Source organism: Streptomyces sp. NPDC058758, from assembly GCF_042746075.1.
Classification (GTDB): domain Bacteria; phylum Actinomycetota; class Actinomycetes; order Streptomycetales; family Streptomycetaceae; genus Streptomyces.
Map to the genome: position 1 here is coordinate 18,269 of NZ_JBHYPS010000020.1, position 15,230 is coordinate 33,498.

Below are 15,230 nucleotides of genomic sequence, written 5' to 3' on the forward strand. Positions count from 1 at the left end.
CCTCCTTACAACAGGGACTCCCGGCGCTCCTCGTGAGTTCCCCCGGGCGCTCCCCCGTACATCTTCGCGATCACGGACTCGATGTCCGGTTCCCGCACCGAGAGGTCCACCAGCGGGTACGCCTCGGCCACCGCCGCGACGAGCGGCGCGGCGGACGCGGAGGCCGGGAAGGCGAGGTACTGGCGCGGTCCGTCCGCCCGTACGAAGCGGGCGCCGGGCACGGAGTCGATCGGCGGCAGCTCGTGCGCCAGGTCCACCACGAGCATCCGCTCGCCGCCGCCGGCCTCGTGCAGGCCGGGGAGGTCGCCGTCGTACACCAGCCGCCCGTGGTCGATGACCATCACCCGCGAGCAGAGCTGCTCGATGTCGGTGAGGTCGTGGGTGGTGAGGAGGACCGTGGTGCCGCGCTCGGCGTTCAGCTCGCGGAGGAAGGCGCGGACCCGGGACTTGGAGACGACGTCGAGGCCGATCGTCGGCTCGTCCAGGTACAGCACTTCCGGGTCGTGCAGCAGGGCGGCGGCAATGTCGCCGCGCATCCGCTGGCCGAGGGAGAGCTGGCGGACCGGCACGTCGAGGAGGTCGCCCAGCTCCAGGAGCTCCACGCAGCGGGCCAGGTTCTCGCGGTGGCGGGCGTCGGGGATCCGGTACATCCGCTGGGTGAGGCGGTACGAGTCGCGCAGCGGCAGGTCCCACCAGAGGGTGGTCCGCTGGCCGAAGACGACGCCGATGCGGCGCGCCAGACGGGTGCGCTCCCGCGCCGGATCGATGCCGGCCACGCGCAGGCGGCCGCCGCTGGGGGTGAGGATGCCGGTCAGCATCTTGATGGTGGTGGACTTCCCGGCGCCGTTGGGGCCGATGTAGCCGACCATCTCGCCCCGGTCCACGGTGAACGAGATGCCGTCGACGGCCCGGACCTCCCGGCGTTCGCGTCTCAGCCGTCCCGTCTTCCGGCGGACGGTGAAGGTCTTCTCCAGACCGTCGAGTTCGATCAGCGGCTCTCCCATGGCGGGACCTCAGCTTCCTGTCGATCGGTACGAGCGGACGCCCGCCCGCCACGCCAGGCCCGCGACCGCGCAGCAGACCAGGGCGACGGGCGGGGAGGCGAAGGCCGCCCAGGACGGCACCCCGGCCGGGGCGGGGCGGCCGAGGACGTACAGGGCGGGCAGCCAGTTCACGAAGGCCAGCGGGACCACGAAGACCACGCCCTTCACCAGGTCCTGCGCGAAGACCGTCGGCGGGTACTGGAGCAGCGTGTTCCCTCCGTACGTGAACGAGTTGGTGACCTCGGCCGCGTCCTGGAGCCAGAAGAGCGCCGACGCGCCCAGCACCATCACCGCCATGAAGATCACCGCGCCGCACCCCACCATCCCGGGCACCATCAGGGTCTTCCCCCAGGTCCAGGCCACCTCGTCGCGCAGCAGCACCAGGCTCCACACCAGCACCATCAGCCCCTGGAGCACCCGGCCGAGCCGGCGCAGCGCGAACGTGTCCGCCGCGACCTGCGCGAGCAGCGGCGCCGGCCGCAGCAGGAACACGTCGAGCGAACCGTCCCGGATCCGGCGCCCCATCCGCTGGAGCGAGCCCAGCGCCAGGTCGGCGATCCCGAAGGCGGTGCCGGTGGTGCCGTACAGGAAGGCGACCTCGGCGAAGGAGAAGCCGCCGAGGCCCTGGACCTGGCCGAACATCAGCAGGATGACGACGAAGTCGAAGAAGGTGACGCAGAAGGAGGAGAAGAGGGTCAGCGCGAAGGAGGCGCGGTAGGCCAGGGTGGAGCGGATCCACATGGCGGCGACCATGCGGTACGTCCGCCAGGCGTCGGCGGCAGTGCCGTACCGCTCCTCGGCGCGCGGCGGTTCAGCCACCCTGGACCACCACCTTCCGCGTGGCCGCCGCCTGCGCCGCCCGTCCCGCCGCCAGCAGCACCACGAGCCAGCCGAGCTGGAAGCCGTACGCGCGGACCAGGTCCGCGCCCTCGCCGTACCGGCCGAGGTACACGTCCGCCGGGACCTGGAGCAGGGCGGCCCACGGCAGGGCGCGGGCGAGTTCGCCGAGCGCGCCGGGGAAGACGTTCAGCGGGAGCAGCATCCCGGAGAAGAAGAGGCCGCCGAGCCAGGCCACCTGCACCACGCCCTGGCCGTCGAGCAGCCAGAAGGCACTCATGGCGACGAGGTACCAGAGCGCGAACGACACGAACGAGCCGAGGGCAACCGCGAGCAGGAAGGCGGCCCAGCCGGCCGGGCCGGCCGGAAGGGTGAAGCGGAAGGCGAGCGCGCCGATCAGGAGGGGGACGGCGCCGCGGCCGAGCAGCTGGTAGGCGGCGCGGCCCGCGTTGGCCGCGCACCACCAGGCCTGGAGGTCGGCGGGGCGGTAGAGGTCGACGGCGATGTCGCCGGTCCTGATCCGTTCGATCAGCTCGTCCTCGAAGCCGCCGCCCATCATGCCGCAGACGGTGATGAGGGCCTGGCCGATCCAGACGTAGGCGAGGGCGTCGGCCGTGGAGTAGCCGCCGAGCTGGGGTCGTTCGGCCCACAGGGCGACGTAGGTGTACGAGAAGACGAATCCGAAGACCGTGTTGGTGAAGAGGCCCGCCAGCGTGGCCACCCGGTAGGTGGCGTACCGCCGGAAGCCGCCCGCGGCCACGGTCGCGTACAGCCGCAGCATGGAGCCGCCCTTTCGGTGCGTGTGCGGAGGAAGAAGGACGAAGCGCACGACCCTAGTGGCCCCCGCCACCCCACCGCGAGCGGTTTTCCCGCCGGAGGGGGCGGGTTTCCTGCGGAGCCCCTGGGGGGCGGGCTCCCTGGGAGGCGGGCTCCCTGTGGGGGGCGAGTTCCCCGGGGTGGCCCTGCGGGGGGCGAGTTCCCCGTGATGACCCTGCGGAGGGGCGGCCTCCGACGGAGGCGGACGGCCTCCCGGCGGAGACCCCACGTGCCCCCCGGCGTATTTCGCGATCGATTTCCCGGCGGTCACCCCTCACCTTCGGGAGTTTCGCGCGCTTTATGTGCACTATGTGATGCCATGTCCCCTTCTGCACGTCCTGCCTCGCCCGCCGCGCCGCCCCCACCGGACGACCCGGGCTGGGCACCGCGGGACCCCACCCTCCCCGCGCCGCGCGCGGGCGCCCGGCCCCGGGGGTCGCTCCTCCGCCGCCTCCTGCGCGTCACCGTCCGGCTGCTGCTGCTCGGCGGGGTGCTCCTCGCCGGGGCCTTCGTGGCCGGATACCTGCTGGTGTCCATCCCGGCCGCCAACGCCACCGCCGTCGCCCAGTCCAACCTGTACCTCTACCGCGACGGCACCGTCCTCGCCCGCGACGGCGAGGTCAACCGCGAGAACGTGCGCCTCGACCGGATCCCGCTCACCGTCCGGCAGGCCGTCCTCGCCGCCGAGGACCGCGACTTCCACACCTCCCGCGCCGTCGACCCCAAGGCGATGGTCCGCGCCGCCTGGAACACCGTCACCGGCAAGGGCCGCCAGTCCGGCTCCACCATCACCCAGCAGTACGTCAAGAACTACTACCTGGGCCAGGAGCAGACCCTCACCCGCAAGGCCAAGGAGTTCTTCATCGCGATCAAGCTGGAGCGCGAGAAGACCAAGGACGAGATCCTCCAGGGCTACCTCAACACCAGCTACTTCGGCCGCAACGCCTACGGGATCCAGGCCGCCGCCCACGCCTACTACGGCAAGGACGTCGAGCGCCTCGGCACCGCCGAGGGCGCCTACCTCGCCGCCCTCCTCAAGGCCCCCAGCGCCTACGACGTCACCACCCGCCCCGAGAACCGGCCCGCGGTCCTCGCCCGCTGGGGCTACGTCCTCGACGGCATGGTCAAGGAGGGCTGGCTCACCGCCGGCGAACGCGCCGCGCTCCGCTTCCCCGACCCGCAGACCGCCCGCCCCGCCACCGGCCTCTCCGGCCAGCGCGGCTACCTCGTGCAGGCCGTCGAGGAGTACCTCACCACCCGCGGGATCGTCGACGAGAAGACCCTCGCCGGCGGCGGCTTCCGGATCGTCACCACCCTCGACCCCGACCGCCAGGCCGCGCTCGTCCGCGCCGTCGAGGACCGCGTCACCCACCGCCTCGACCCCGCCGCGCATCCCGCCGACCGGTACGTACGGGCCGGGGCCGCCGCCGTCGAACCGGCCACCGGCCGCGTCGTCGCCCTCTACGGCGGCGTCGACTACACCGAGCAGTACGTCAACAACGCCACCCGCCGCGACTACCAGGTCGGCTCCACCTTCAAGCCCTTCGTCTTCACCGCCGCCGTGCAGAGCGGCGCCCGGACCCAGTACGGCGAGCCGATCACCCCGTACACCCTCTACGACGGCACCGACCGGCGGCCCGTCGAGGGCTGGCCCGGCAGCCCGTACGACCCCGCCAACGAGGACGGCGAGAGCTACGGCGAGATCCCCGTCACCGAGGCCACCGACCGCTCGGTGAACGCGGTCTACGCCCAGATGGCCGTCGACGTCGGCCCCGCGCACGTGCGCCGCACCGCCGTCGCCCTCGGCCTGCCGGCCGCCACCCCCGACCTCACCGCCTCCCCCTCCATCGCGCTCGGCCCGGCCACCGCCAGCGTCCTCGACGTGGCCCAGGCCTACGCGACCCTCGCCGCCCACGGCCGGCGCGGCGACCACACCCTCGTCGTCGCCCTCTCCCGCGACGGGGAGCCGCTGCCGCTGCCCTCCGCCGAGCCCCGGCAGGCCGTCGGCCGCGAGGCCGCCGACACCACCACCGCCGTGCTGCGCGGCGTCGTCGAGACCGGTACGGGCACCGCCGCGCAGGCCGCCGGACGGCCGGCGGCCGGCAAGACCGGCACCGCGGAGGACGACAAGGCGGCCTGGTTCGCCGGCTACACCCCCGAACTCGCCACCGTCGTCGCCCTGATGGGCCAGGACCCCGAGTCCGGCGCCCACGAACCGCTGTACGGCGCCCTCGGCCTCCCCCGCGTCAACGGCGGCGGCCCCCCGGCCGAGATCTGGGCCCGCTTCACCCGCGAGGCCCTCGCGGACGCACCCGTACGCGACTTCGACCTGCGCCTGATGCCGGGCGCCGCACTCCCCGAGGTGCCGCCGACACCGGACGGCCCGGAGGACGAGGGCGACGGGGGCGGGAGCGGGGACGGCTGGTCCGACACCGGCGAGGCGGGCCCGGGCGCGGCGAAACGCCCGGGCGGAAAGCGGGCCGACCGCTAGCTAGTGCCCCGAGGTCGCCTTCAGGCCCACCACGGCGACCAGCAGCAGACAGACGAAGAAGATCCGGGCGGCGGTCGCCGGCTCACCCAGCACCACCATGCCGAGCACCGCCGCGCCGGCCGCGCCGATGCCGACCCAGACGCCGTAGGCGGTACCGATGGGGAGGGTCTTCGCGGCCTGCGACAGCAGCAGCATCGAGGCGACGATCCCGGCGCCGGTGAGGACGCTGGGCCACAGACGGGTGAAGCCCTCGGTGTACTTCATGCCGATCGACCAGCCGACTTCGAGCAGACCGGCGACGATGAGCAGAACCCAGGCCATGACGAGAACACCTCCGCGAGACGGAAAAGGAAAGGTGCGTCGTCTTTTCCGATGACCCGGTACGGCGCGTCTCGTCGGGGTCCCCCCAGCCTAGCAAAGAACGGGCAAAGGCCCTGGTGACACCGGTCACCAGGGCCTCCGCCCGTTCACTCGCTACAGGTACAGCCCGGTCGAGTCCGTGCTCTGGAACCGGTCCGCCGCCACCGCGTGCAGATCCCGCTCCCGCATCAGGACGTAGGCCACGCCCCGCACCTCCACCTCGGCGCGGTCCTCGGGGTCGTACAGCACCCGGTCGCCGATCTCGACGGTCCGGACGTTCTGCCCGACCGCGACCACCTCGGCCCAGGCCAGGCGGCGGCCGACCGCGGCGGTCGCCGGGATCAGGATCCCGCCCCCGGAGCGCCGCTCCCCCTCCGGGGAGTCGGTGCGGACCAGGACCCGGTCGTGGAGCATCCGGATGGGCAGCTTGTCGTGGGTGTTCTCGCTCACGGGAACGAACCTACCGGCCCGGCTCAGCCCTTGTGCCGCCGGGAGGAGGACAGGAGCAGCCCGACGACGGCGACGGCCACGAGCGCGGCCGGGACCACCCGCTCCAGGCGGGGGGCGCCGTCCTCGGTGGTGAAACGTGCCTTCACGTCGGACACGACCCGGTTCACGGCGACGAACGCCCGCCCCGCGGTCTCGTCGACGGTCGAGGCGACCCTGGCCTTCGCGTCTCCGATGATCGTCTTCGGATGCATCCGAATGCCGATCTCGTCGAGCGTGACGGCGAGCTGGTCGCGCCGGCGGACGATGTCCGCCTCGATCTGCGCAGGGGTCCTGGCGTCCGACACCGCGCTGCCTCCGTAGTCGTGATCCGGTCGTTGGTGGACAGTCTGTCAGTTCCGCCGCCGGGAGGCTGTCCCCGACCCCCATTAGGCTCATCGCGTACGCGCACACCCCCGAGGAGAGCGAGCCATGAGCGAGCGACTGCAGCCCGGCGACACCGCCCCCGCCTTCACCCTGCCGGACGCGGACGGCAACGAGGTCTCCCTCGCGGACCACAAGGGCCGCAAGGTCATCGTCTACTTCTACCCGGCCGCCCTCACCCCCGGCTGCACCAAGCAGGCGTGCGACTTCACCGACAACCTCGACGTCCTGGCCGCCGCCGGCTACGACGTCATCGGCGTCTCCCCCGACAAGCCGGAGAAGCTCGCGAAGTTCCGCGAGAAGGAGAACCTGAAGGTCACCCTGGTGGGCGACCCCGACAAGTCCACCCTGGAGGCGTACGGCGCCTTCGGCGAGAAGAAGCTCTACGGCAAGACCGTCACGGGCGTCATCCGCTCCACGGTCGTCGTCGACGAGGAGGGCAAGGTCGAGCACGCCTTCTACAACGTCAAGGCCACCGGCCACGTAGCCAAGATCATCCGCGACCTGGGCATCTGAGCCGCGCCCCGGCCCCGCCCGAACGGGCCCGCACCCCTCCACCGACAGGGGCGCGGGCCCGTCCGCTTTCCGTACGGGATGTGACGTGACCGTCCGATATCGGGAGCCGCGCCGGCACCCGGACGCTGCGGCGCGCCCTGCGGGAGGCCGACGTTCCCGATCAGTGCGCCGGGTGCGGTATGGGCCCCAGTGGCACGGCAAACCGATGACTCTGGAGATCGACCACATCAACGGAGACCGGAGCGACGACCGGCGCGAGAACCTTCGCCTGCTGCGCCCCAACTGTCATGCGGTGACCGAGACCTGGTGCCGGGACGGAAAGCGGCGTAGCTCTTAGCCGGGCGATCCGTCACCGGTAGCATGGCGGGGCAAGCGGCCGTTGCTGAATGGTATAAGCGGAGGTTTTAGGTGCCTCTGGGCGTTTCGCCCATGTGGGTTCGAGTCCCATCGGCCGCACGATGAAGGGGCGCCCCGCCGCAAGGCGGGGCGCCCCTTCTCGTCGCTGTCACCCCAGCAGTTCCCGCACCACCGGGACCAGCTCCCGGAAGGCCTTGCCCCGGTGGCTGATGGCGTTCTTTTCCGATGGGGTGAGTTCGGCGCAGGTGACGGTGTGGCCGGACGGCTGGAGGATCGGGTCGTAGCCGAAGCCGTTGGTGCCGGTCGGCTCGTGGCGGAGGGTGCCCTCCATGCGGCCTTCGACGACGCGTTCCGTGCCGTCGGGGAGGGCGAGGGCGGCGGCGCAGGCGAAGTGGGCGGCGCGGTGCTCGTCGGCGATGTCCGAGAGCTGGGCGAGGAGCAGGTCCAGGTTGGCCTTGTCGTCGCCGTGGGTGCCGGACCAGCGGGCGGAGAAGATGCCGGGGGCGCCGCCGAGGACGTCGACGCAGAGGCCGGAGTCGTCGGCGACGGCGGGGAGGCCGGTGGCCTGCGCGAGGGCGTGGGCCTTGAGGAGGGCGTTCTCGGCGAAGGTGACGCCGGTCTCCTTGACGTCGGGGATCTCCGGGTACGCGTCCGCGCCGACGAGGTCGAGGTCGAGGCCCGCGTCGGCGAGGATCGCGTGGAGTTCGGTGATCTTGCCCGCGTTGCGGGTGGCGAGGATCAGGCGCTGTCGGGTCATGCCCCCGATTATCCCGGGGTGCAGACCTTGCCGATCTCGGCGGCCGCGTCGGTGACGGGCGTGATGTCGGGGGTCGCGTCGCCCTCCTTGACCGCCGTGCGGACCGACTCGACGCCCTTGGTCAGGTCGTCGACCGCCTTGGACAGGTCGGCGTTGTCGGTCGTGTCCTTGAGGTTGCCCAGCTCCGCGGAGATGGAGTCGAGGGACTCCTCGATCTGCGTGACGTCGTTGGTGGCGTTGGAGACGGCCTGCTGGAGCTTGCCCACCGAGGTGGCGATCGCGTCGGCGGTCTTCACGCAGTCCATCGCCTTGTCGAGGGCTCCGCAGCCCGTGAGCAGGGTGGTCACTGCGGCCGCCGTGGCGACGGCGAGGGCTATGGTGCGGCGGCGCTTCACTGGTCGGGTCCTCCCCTGGCTGCGTACATGTCGGCGGGGCGCACGGTACGGCCGCGCGCCCCTTGCCGTAAAGGACGCAGCCCGGGGCGGGAGAGTTCCTCAGAGGGTGGCGTCGAGCGCCTTGCGCTGGAGGTCGGCGAGGTCGGCGCAGCCGGCGGCGGCCAGGTCGAGGAGGGCGTTGAGCTCGGCGCGGTCGAAGGGCTCGGCCTCGGCGGTGCCCTGGACCTCGACGAAGCGGCCGTCGCCGGTGCAGACGACGTTCATGTCGGTGTCGGCGCGGACGTCCTCCTCGTAGCAGAGGTCGAGGAGCGGGACGCCGCCGACGATGCCGACGGAGACGGCGGAGACGGTGCCGGTGAGCGGCTTGCGGCCGGGCTTGACGAGCTTCTTGGCCTGCGCCCAGGCGACGGCGTCCGCGAGGGCGACGTAGGCGCCGGTGATGGCGGCGGTGCGGGTGCCGCCGTCGGCCTGGAGGACGTCGCAGTCGAGGACGATGGTGTTCTCGCCGAGCGCCTTGTAGTCGATGACGGCGCGCAGCGAGCGGCCGATGAGGCGGGAGATCTCGTGGGTGCGGCCGCCGATCTTGCCGCGGACGGACTCGCGGTCGCCGCGGGTGTTGGTGGAGCGCGGGAGCATGGAGTACTCGCCGGTGACCCAGCCCTCGCCGCTGCCCTTGCGCCAGCGGGGGACGCCCTCGGTGACGGAGGCGGTGCAGAAGACCTTGGTGTCGCCGAAGGAGATGAGGACGGAGCCCTCGGCGTGCTTGCTCCAGCCGCGTTCGATGGTGACGGGGCGGAGCTGTTCGGGGGTACGGCCGTCGATGCGAGACATGGGACGAGCCTAGCCCCATCCGTACGGGGTCCCGGCCCGCCGCCGGGTCCGCGCGGGGCCCCTTCCCGGGGACGCGCGAGGTTCCCTCCCGGGGACGCACGAGGGCCCGTTCCCCTGCCGGAACGGGCCCTCGTCAGCTGGTGTCAGCTGCTCACATCATGTCTTCGATCTCGGCGGCGATCGGGTCCGCGTCGGTGCCGATGACGACCTGGATGGCGGTGCCCATCTTCACGACGCCGTGGGCGCCGGCGGCCTTGAGCGCGGCCTCGTCGACGAGGCCGGCGTCGGAGACCTCGGTGCGCAGGCGGGTGATGCAGCCCTCGACCTCTTCGATGTTGTCGATGCCGCCGAGCCCGGCGACGATCTTCTCAGCCTTGGTGGCCATGTGTTTCTCCCTGTCCGTTCCGTTCGCGGGACACGCGAATCTCGGCGCACCGATGGTCCGCTTGGTCACGGTAACCCACGGTTGGCCCAACTTCGCGAGCGAGTGCCGCCGTTCTGCCGAATGATGACGATCACCGGCGGCCTGTCCTCAGCGGGCTCCCGGAGCCTACCGCAAGTGGTCTACACCAGTGTGCAACGTGACGCGGCCCCGGCTTGTTCCGGGGCAGGGAGGTCGCCGATGAGTACGGACAGCGCCGCGGCGCGACCGCAGAAGTCCCTGTGGGGCAATCTCTTCCAGGGCCTCCAGAAGATGGGGCGCAGCCTTCAGCTCCCCATCGCCGTGCTCCCGGCCGCAGGCATCATCAACCGGCTCGGCCAGCCGGACGTCTTCGGCGCCGACGGCCTCGGCTGGGACAACGTCGCCAAGGTGATGGCCGGCGCGGGCGGCGCGCTGCTCGACGGCAGCCTCGGCCTGCCCCTGCTGTTCTGCATCGGCGTCGCGATCGGCATGGCGAAGAAGGCGGACGGTTCGACCGCGCTGGCCGCGGTCGTCGGCTTCCTCGTCTACTACACGGTGCTGCGCCAGTTCCCCAAGGACTGCCCCGAGGGGACGAAGGACATCATCGGCGGCTGCCTCGGCGCCGACGACTCCTTCGCGGGCTACACGTACCAGAACCCGGGCGTGTTCGGCGGCATCGTCATGGGCCTGCTCACCGCGTACCTGTGGCAGCGGTACCACCGGACGAAGCTGGTCGACTGGCTGGGCTTCTTCAACGGCCGCCGGCTCGTGCCGATCATCATGACGTTCGTGGCGATCGCCTTCGCCGCGCTCTGCCTGTGGATCTGGCCGCCGATCGGCGACGCCCTGGAGAGCTTCAGCGACTGGCTGGTCGGGCTCGGCGCGTGGGGTTCGGGCATCTTCGGCCTGGCGAACCGGGCGCTGCTGGTCATCGGCCTGCACCAGTTCCTGAACGTGCCCATCTGGTTCCAGTTCGGCACGTACGAGAAGCCGGACGGCACGGTGGTCCACGGCGACATCCCCATGTTCCTGGCGGGCGACCCGGACGCGGGCCAGTTCCTGACGGGCTTCTTCCCGATCATGATGTTCGCGCTGCCGGCGGCGGCGCTCGCGATCACCCACTGCGCGAAGCCGCACCGCCGCAAGGAGGTCGGCGGCCTGATGCTCTCGGTGGCGCTGACCTCGTTCGTCACCGGCATCACGGAGCCGCTGGAGTACTCGTTCCTCTTCATCGCGCCGCTGCTGTACGCGGTCCACGCGGTGCTGACGGGCGTGTCGATGGCGGTGACGTGGGCGTTCGGCGTGAAGGACGGCTTCAGCTTCTCGGCCGGCCTGATCGACTACGTGATCAACTGGAACCTCGCGACGAAGCCGTGGCTGATCATCCCGATCGGCCTCGCCTTCGCGGTCGTGTACTACGTGATCTTCCGCTTCGCGATCACCCGGTTCGACCTCCAGACCCCGGGGCGCGAGCCGGACGAGGTGGGCGAGGAGATGGAGCGCGACAACGTGAAGTGAGGAGGCGCCGCGCACCGTCGCGGCCCTCCGGCCGGAAGCCCCGTGGCGGCGGGGCTTCCGGCCCCCGCCGAGCCCTGCGGAAGGCCCCCGGACCCCCTGGTCCGGGGGCCTTTTGTCACGCCTTCATCACTATGCCCTCGCGAGAAAAATTCGCAGGTTCCTTATCTAAGTCTCACGTGCTACAACTGGTCTACACCACTCATTGGTGTAGACCACGCGGTCCAGACCACCGCGTTCCACGAGACGCCGCCGTCACCCCCTTTCCACTGTCCTCTGGCGGCGCCTTGCCTACTGGAGGAAGTTGATGAGTACGGCCACCGCCCAGGCCGCCGCTCCCGCGAAGAAGCGCGGATCCGGCCTGTTCCAGGGCCTGCAGAAGGTCGGTCGCAGCCTGCAGCTGCCGATCGCCGTGCTGCCGGCCGCGGGCATCATGGTCCGGCTGGGCCAGCCGGACGTGTTCGGCGCCGACGGTCTCGGCTGGGACAAGGTCTCCGCCGTCTTCGGCAACGCGGGCGGCGCCATCACCGGCGCCCTCCCCCTGCTCTTCTGCGTCGGCGTGGCCATCGGCTTCGCCAAGAAGGCCGACGGCTCCACCGCGCTCGCCGCGGTCGTCGGCTTCCTCGTCTACAGCAAGGTCCTCCAGGCCTTCCCCGTCGTCGAGGCGAAGGTCCAGGACGGCGCGGACATCGCCGCCAAGTACAACGACCCGGGTGTCCTCGGCGGCATCATCATGGGTCTGCTGACCGCCGTGCTGTGGCAGAAGTTCCACCGCACCAAGCTGGTCGACTGGCTCGGCTTCTTCAACGGACGCCGTCTCGTCCCGATCATCATGGCCTTCGTCGGCCTCGCCGTGGGCGTGTTCTTCGGCCTGGTCTGGGAGCCCATCGGCGACGGCATCGCCAGCTTCGGCGAGTGGATGACCGGCCTCGGCGCCGGTGGCGCCGCGCTCTTCGGCGGTGTGAACCGCGCGCTGATCCCGATCGGCATGCACCAGTTCGTGAACACCGTCGCCTGGTTCCAGCTCGGTGACTTCACCAACGCCGCCGGCGAGGTCGTCAACGGCGACATCCCGCGCTTCCTGGCCGGCGACCCGTCGGCCGGCATGTTCCAGTCCGGCTTCTTCCCGATCATGATGTTCGGCCTCCCGGCCGCCGCGATCGCCATCGCGCACTGCGCCCGCCCGGAGCGCCGCAAGGTCGTCCTCGGCATGATGGTCTCGCTGGCCCTGACCTCGTTCGTCACCGGCGTGACCGAGCCGATCGAGTTCTCCTTCATGTTCATCGCGCCGATCCTGTACGTGCTGCACGCGCTGCTGACCGCCCTCTCCATGGCCGTCACCTGGGCGTTCGGCGTCCACGCGGGCTTCAACTTCTCGGCCGGTTTCATCGACTACGCCCTGAACTGGACGCACGCGACCAAGCCGTGGCTGATCATCCCGATCGGTCTCGTCTTCGGAGCCCTCTACTACGTGGTCTTCCGCTTCGCGATCACCAAGTTCAACCTCCCCACCCCGGGCCGCGAGCCCGAGGAGGAGATCGAGGACCTCACCAAGGCGTGAGCCCCTCCCCCGCACGACGGGAAGGCCCCGGAACCGCACAGGGTTCCGGGGCCTTCCCCGTTGTCGTACGGCCGCGCTCAGACCTCGTAGACCGCGCCCGCCTTCGCCAGCTCCGCCGGGCCGCCGTACACCGCGCGCGCGTCCGCGAGGTTCCGCTCGCCGTCCGTCCACGGCGGGATGTGCGTGAGGACGAGCCGGCCCACCCCGGCCCGGGCCGCGTGGGCGCCGGCCTCGCGGCCGTTGAGGTGGAGCTCCGGGATGTCCTCCTTGCCGTGGGTGAAGGACGCCTCGCAGAGGAAGAGGTCCACCCCGTCGGCGAGCTCGTGCAGTTCCTCGCAGACGCCGGTGTCCCCCGAGTACGCGAGCGAGCGGCCGCCGTGCTCGACCCGGATGCCGTACGCCTCCACCGGGTGGCAGACCTTCTCGGTGCGGATCGTGAACGGACCCAGGTCGAAGGTGTCGGACCCCAGGGTGCGGAAGTCGAAGACCTCGCTCATCGCGCTGGGCGAGGGCGTGTCCGCGTAGGCCGTGGTCAGGCGCTGCTCGGCGCCCTCGGGGGCGTACACGGGGAGCGCGTCGCAGCGGCCGCCCTCGTGGCGGTAGTAGCGGGCGACGAAGTAGCCGCACATGTCGATGCAGTGGTCCGCGTGGAGGTGGCTGAGGAAGATCGCGTCCAGGTCGTACAGGCCGATGTGGCGCTGCAGCTCGCCGAGGGCGCCGTTGCCCATGTCGAGGAGCAGCCGGAAGCCGTCGGCCTCGACGAGGTAGCTCGAACAGGCCGATTCCGCGGAGGGGAACGACCCCGAGCAGCCGACGACGGTGAGCTTCATAGGAGCGTGAACCTCCGTGGACGGGTGCGGTCAGGCACGCAAAGGGGAGGGGGAGGCCGTGCGGTCAGACGAGCGTAAGGCGCACGGGGGCCGGTCGCTCCTTCGTGGCGGCCCGTTGTGGGCGAACTCACGGGCTCTGTCACCGGTTCGGATGGACGGCGGGGCGCGGCGGCGCGGTGTGCCGGGCGCCGGTAACGTCATGGGGTATGGACACGTCGTGGTGGCCCGCGCTGGCCGCGGTCGTGGTGATCGCGCTGGTGGTGGCGGTCGCCGACAGGCGGCGGCGCACGCCGCGCCGCCCGGCCCCGGGGCGTGCCCGGCCGCCGGTCAGGACCCGTCCGCCGGGCCGGCCGACCGGGCGGAAGCCCGGGGCGCGCGTACCGCGGGCCGGGGAGATCTGGTGGGCCGAGGTGCCCTTCGAGGACGGGCCCGGGTCCAAGGACCGGCCGTGCCTGGTGCTGGCGGTGCGGGGGGACGGCGCGCTGGTCGCGAAGATCACCAGCAAGTACCACGACGAGCGGCCCGGGGTGATCGCGCTGCCGCCGGGGGCGGTGGGCGACGCGCGGGGGCGGCCGAGCTTCCTGGAGACGGACGAGCTGCGGGACGTGCCGCTGCGGGATTTCCGCCGGAGAGCGGGAGAGGCGGACCCGGTCCTGTGGGACCGGGTCCGCCATCTCGCGCGCTAGCGGGGGCCTAGGCCCAGAGCTGGCCCTGGACCGCGGCGATGGCTTCCTCCGTGGTGGCGGCCGTGTAGAGGCCGGTGGAGAGGTACTTCCAGCCGCCGTCGGCGACGACGAAGGCGATGTCGGCGCTCTCGCCGGCCTTGACGGCCTTGTTGCCGACGCCGATGGCCGCGTGCAGGGCGGCGCCGGTGGAGACGCCCGCGAAGATGCCCTCCTGCTGGAGGAGTTCGCGGGTGCGGGTGACGGCGTCGGCGGAGCCGACGGAGAAGCGGGTGGTGAGGACGGAGGCGTCGTAGAGCTCGGGGACGAAGCCCTCGTCGAGGTTGCGCAGGCCGTAGACGAGGTCGTCGTAGCGCGGCTCGGCGGCGACGATCCTGACGTCGGGCTTGTGCTCGCGGAGGTACCGTCCGACGCCCATCAGGGTGCCCGTCGTGCCGAGGCCGGCGACGAAGTGGGTGATGGAGGGCAGGTCGGCGAGGATCTCGGGGCCGGTGGTGGCGTAGTGGGCGCCCGCGTTGTGCGGGTTGCCGTACTGGTAGAGCATCACCCAGGTCGGGTTCTCGGCGGCGAGTTCCTTGGCGACGCGGACGGCCGTGTTGGAGCCGCCCGCCGCGGGGGACGAGATGATCTCGGCGCCCCACATGGCGAGCAGCTGCCGCCGCTCCTCGCTGGTGTTCTCGGGCATGACGCAGACGATGCGGTAGCCCTTGAGCTTGGCGGCCATGGCCAGCGAGATGCCGGTGTTGCCGCTGGTCGGCTCCAGGATGGTGCAGCCGGGGGTGAGGCGGCCGTCCTTCTCCGCCTGCTCGATCATGTGGAGCGCGGGGCGGTCCTTGACCGAGCCGGTCGGGTTGCGGTCCTCCAGCTTCGCCCAGATGCGGACGTCGTCCGAGGGCGAGAGCCGGGGGAGGCGGACGAGCGGCGTGTTGCCGACCGCCGCCAGCGAGGAGTCGTAGCGCATGTGG

Annotated in this window: 17 protein-coding genes, 1 tRNA gene, 1 pseudogene and 1 riboswitch; of the genes and pseudogenes, 7 read left to right on the top strand and 12 right to left on the bottom strand. The window is 71.7% G+C overall.

The annotated features are described in order from the left end of the window. Positions 1–5: 5 nt before the first annotated feature. Genes ACFW6A_RS22625 through ACFW6A_RS22635 form a run of 3 tightly spaced genes read right to left on the bottom strand, consistent with a single transcriptional unit; the run spans position 6 to position 2,658 of the window. On the bottom strand, positions 6–1,004 hold the full coding sequence (locus ACFW6A_RS22625) for an ATP-binding cassette domain-containing protein (protein WP_351841983.1): 999 nt from the start codon (positions 1,002–1,004) through the stop codon (positions 6–8). 9 nt (positions 1,005–1,013) lie between these two features. Then, a complete protein-coding gene (locus ACFW6A_RS22630) occupies positions 1,014–1,862 on the bottom strand; it encodes an ABC transporter permease (RefSeq protein ID WP_386642349.1) in 849 nt (282 codons plus the stop codon). Continuing rightward, a complete protein-coding gene (locus ACFW6A_RS22635) occupies positions 1,855–2,658 on the bottom strand; it encodes an ABC-2 family transporter protein (RefSeq protein ID WP_351842083.1) in 804 nt (267 codons plus the stop codon). Before ACFW6A_RS22635 ends, ACFW6A_RS22630 begins: the two co-directional genes overlap by 8 nt. Positions 2,659–3,015: 357 nt before the next feature. On the opposite strand from ACFW6A_RS22635, the gene ACFW6A_RS22640 reads away from it, so the two are divergent. Beyond that, positions 3,016–5,187, top strand: a complete 2,172-nt coding sequence (locus ACFW6A_RS22640; protein ID WP_386479389.1) for a transglycosylase domain-containing protein — start codon at positions 3,016–3,018, stop codon at positions 5,185–5,187. Here ACFW6A_RS22640 and ACFW6A_RS22645 read toward each other — a convergent pair whose 3' ends face one another. The 3 genes from ACFW6A_RS22645 to ACFW6A_RS22655 all read right to left on the bottom strand — a co-directional run bounded on the left by ACFW6A_RS22645 (position 5,188) and on the right by ACFW6A_RS22655 (position 6,341). Continuing rightward, a complete protein-coding gene (locus ACFW6A_RS22645; RefSeq protein ID WP_351841987.1) occupies positions 5,188–5,508 on the bottom strand; it encodes a multidrug efflux SMR transporter in 321 nt (106 codons plus the stop codon). It abuts the gene before it with no gap. A gap of 33 nt (positions 5,509–5,541) precedes the next feature. Continuing rightward, positions 5,542–5,613: riboswitch (guanidine-III (ykkC-III) riboswitch) on the bottom strand. Positions 5,614–5,661: 48 nt separating this feature from the next. Beyond that, entirely contained in the window at positions 5,662–5,997 is a 336-nt protein-coding gene (locus ACFW6A_RS22650; RefSeq protein WP_030760898.1) for a co-chaperone GroES, read from the bottom strand. A gap of 23 nt (positions 5,998–6,020) precedes the next feature. After that, positions 6,021–6,341 (bottom strand): DUF3618 domain-containing protein, encoded by a 321-nt coding sequence (locus ACFW6A_RS22655; protein ID WP_351841989.1) that lies wholly within the window; start codon positions 6,339–6,341, stop codon positions 6,021–6,023. 124 nt (positions 6,342–6,465) lie between these two features. On the opposite strand from ACFW6A_RS22655, the gene bcp reads away from it, so the two are divergent. The 3 genes and pseudogenes from bcp to ACFW6A_RS22670 all read left to right on the top strand — a co-directional run bounded on the left by bcp (position 6,466) and on the right by ACFW6A_RS22670 (position 7,389). Next, positions 6,466–6,933, top strand: a complete 468-nt coding sequence (bcp, locus tag ACFW6A_RS22660; protein ID WP_030760903.1) for a thioredoxin-dependent thiol peroxidase — start codon at positions 6,466–6,468, stop codon at positions 6,931–6,933. A gap of 107 nt (positions 6,934–7,040) precedes the next feature. Next, a pseudogene (locus ACFW6A_RS22665) lies at positions 7,041–7,270 on the top strand (HNH endonuclease); the annotation flags it as partial. Between the two features lie 35 nt (positions 7,271–7,305). Beyond that, positions 7,306–7,389: transfer RNA gene (locus ACFW6A_RS22670), tRNA-Leu, on the top strand. A gap of 49 nt (positions 7,390–7,438) precedes the next feature. Here ACFW6A_RS22670 and rdgB read toward each other — a convergent pair. The 4 genes from rdgB to ACFW6A_RS22690 form a co-directional block, all read right to left on the bottom strand. Next, a complete protein-coding gene (rdgB, locus tag ACFW6A_RS22675) occupies positions 7,439–8,047 on the bottom strand; it encodes an RdgB/HAM1 family non-canonical purine NTP pyrophosphatase (protein WP_351841992.1) in 609 nt (202 codons plus the stop codon). Between the two features lie 8 nt (positions 8,048–8,055). Then, positions 8,056–8,442 (bottom strand): hypothetical protein, encoded by a 387-nt coding sequence (locus ACFW6A_RS22680; RefSeq protein ID WP_386479383.1) that lies wholly within the window; start codon positions 8,440–8,442, stop codon positions 8,056–8,058. 99 nt (positions 8,443–8,541) lie between these two features. Next, the gene (gene rph / locus ACFW6A_RS22685; RefSeq protein WP_351841994.1) at positions 8,542–9,273 is read right to left on the bottom strand and encodes a ribonuclease PH; all 732 of its coding nucleotides are present in this window, start codon (positions 9,271–9,273) and stop codon (positions 8,542–8,544) included. Between the two features lie 151 nt (positions 9,274–9,424). After that, a complete protein-coding gene (locus tag ACFW6A_RS22690) occupies positions 9,425–9,658 on the bottom strand; it encodes a PTS glucose/sucrose transporter subunit IIB (RefSeq protein ID WP_351841996.1) in 234 nt (77 codons plus the stop codon). 237 nt (positions 9,659–9,895) lie between these two features. Here ACFW6A_RS22690 and ACFW6A_RS22695 point away from each other — a divergent pair, with 237 nt between their 5' ends. After that, the gene (locus ACFW6A_RS22695) at positions 9,896–11,194 is read left to right on the top strand and encodes a PTS transporter subunit EIIC (RefSeq protein WP_351841998.1); all 1,299 of its coding nucleotides are present in this window, start codon (positions 9,896–9,898) and stop codon (positions 11,192–11,194) included. Between the two features lie 304 nt (positions 11,195–11,498). Continuing rightward, the gene (locus ACFW6A_RS22700) at positions 11,499–12,752 is read left to right on the top strand and encodes a PTS transporter subunit EIIC (protein ID WP_351842000.1); all 1,254 of its coding nucleotides are present in this window, start codon (positions 11,499–11,501) and stop codon (positions 12,750–12,752) included. 77 nt (positions 12,753–12,829) lie between these two features. On the opposite strand, the gene ACFW6A_RS22705 is transcribed toward ACFW6A_RS22700, so the two are convergent. After that, on the bottom strand, positions 12,830–13,582 hold the full coding sequence (locus ACFW6A_RS22705; protein ID WP_351842002.1) for an MBL fold metallo-hydrolase: 753 nt from the start codon (positions 13,580–13,582) through the stop codon (positions 12,830–12,832). Between the two features lie 206 nt (positions 13,583–13,788). Here ACFW6A_RS22705 and ACFW6A_RS22710 point away from each other — a divergent pair, with 206 nt between their 5' ends. Further along, positions 13,789–14,268 (top strand): type II toxin-antitoxin system PemK/MazF family toxin, encoded by a 480-nt coding sequence (locus ACFW6A_RS22710; RefSeq protein ID WP_351842005.1) that lies wholly within the window; start codon positions 13,789–13,791, stop codon positions 14,266–14,268. Between the two features lie 7 nt (positions 14,269–14,275). Here the strand turns inward: ACFW6A_RS22710 and ACFW6A_RS22715 are convergent, their stop codons facing one another. Next, the gene (locus ACFW6A_RS22715) at positions 14,276–15,226 is read right to left on the bottom strand and encodes a PLP-dependent cysteine synthase family protein (protein WP_189847358.1); all 951 of its coding nucleotides are present in this window, start codon (positions 15,224–15,226) and stop codon (positions 14,276–14,278) included. Positions 15,227–15,230 lie beyond the last annotated feature (4 nt).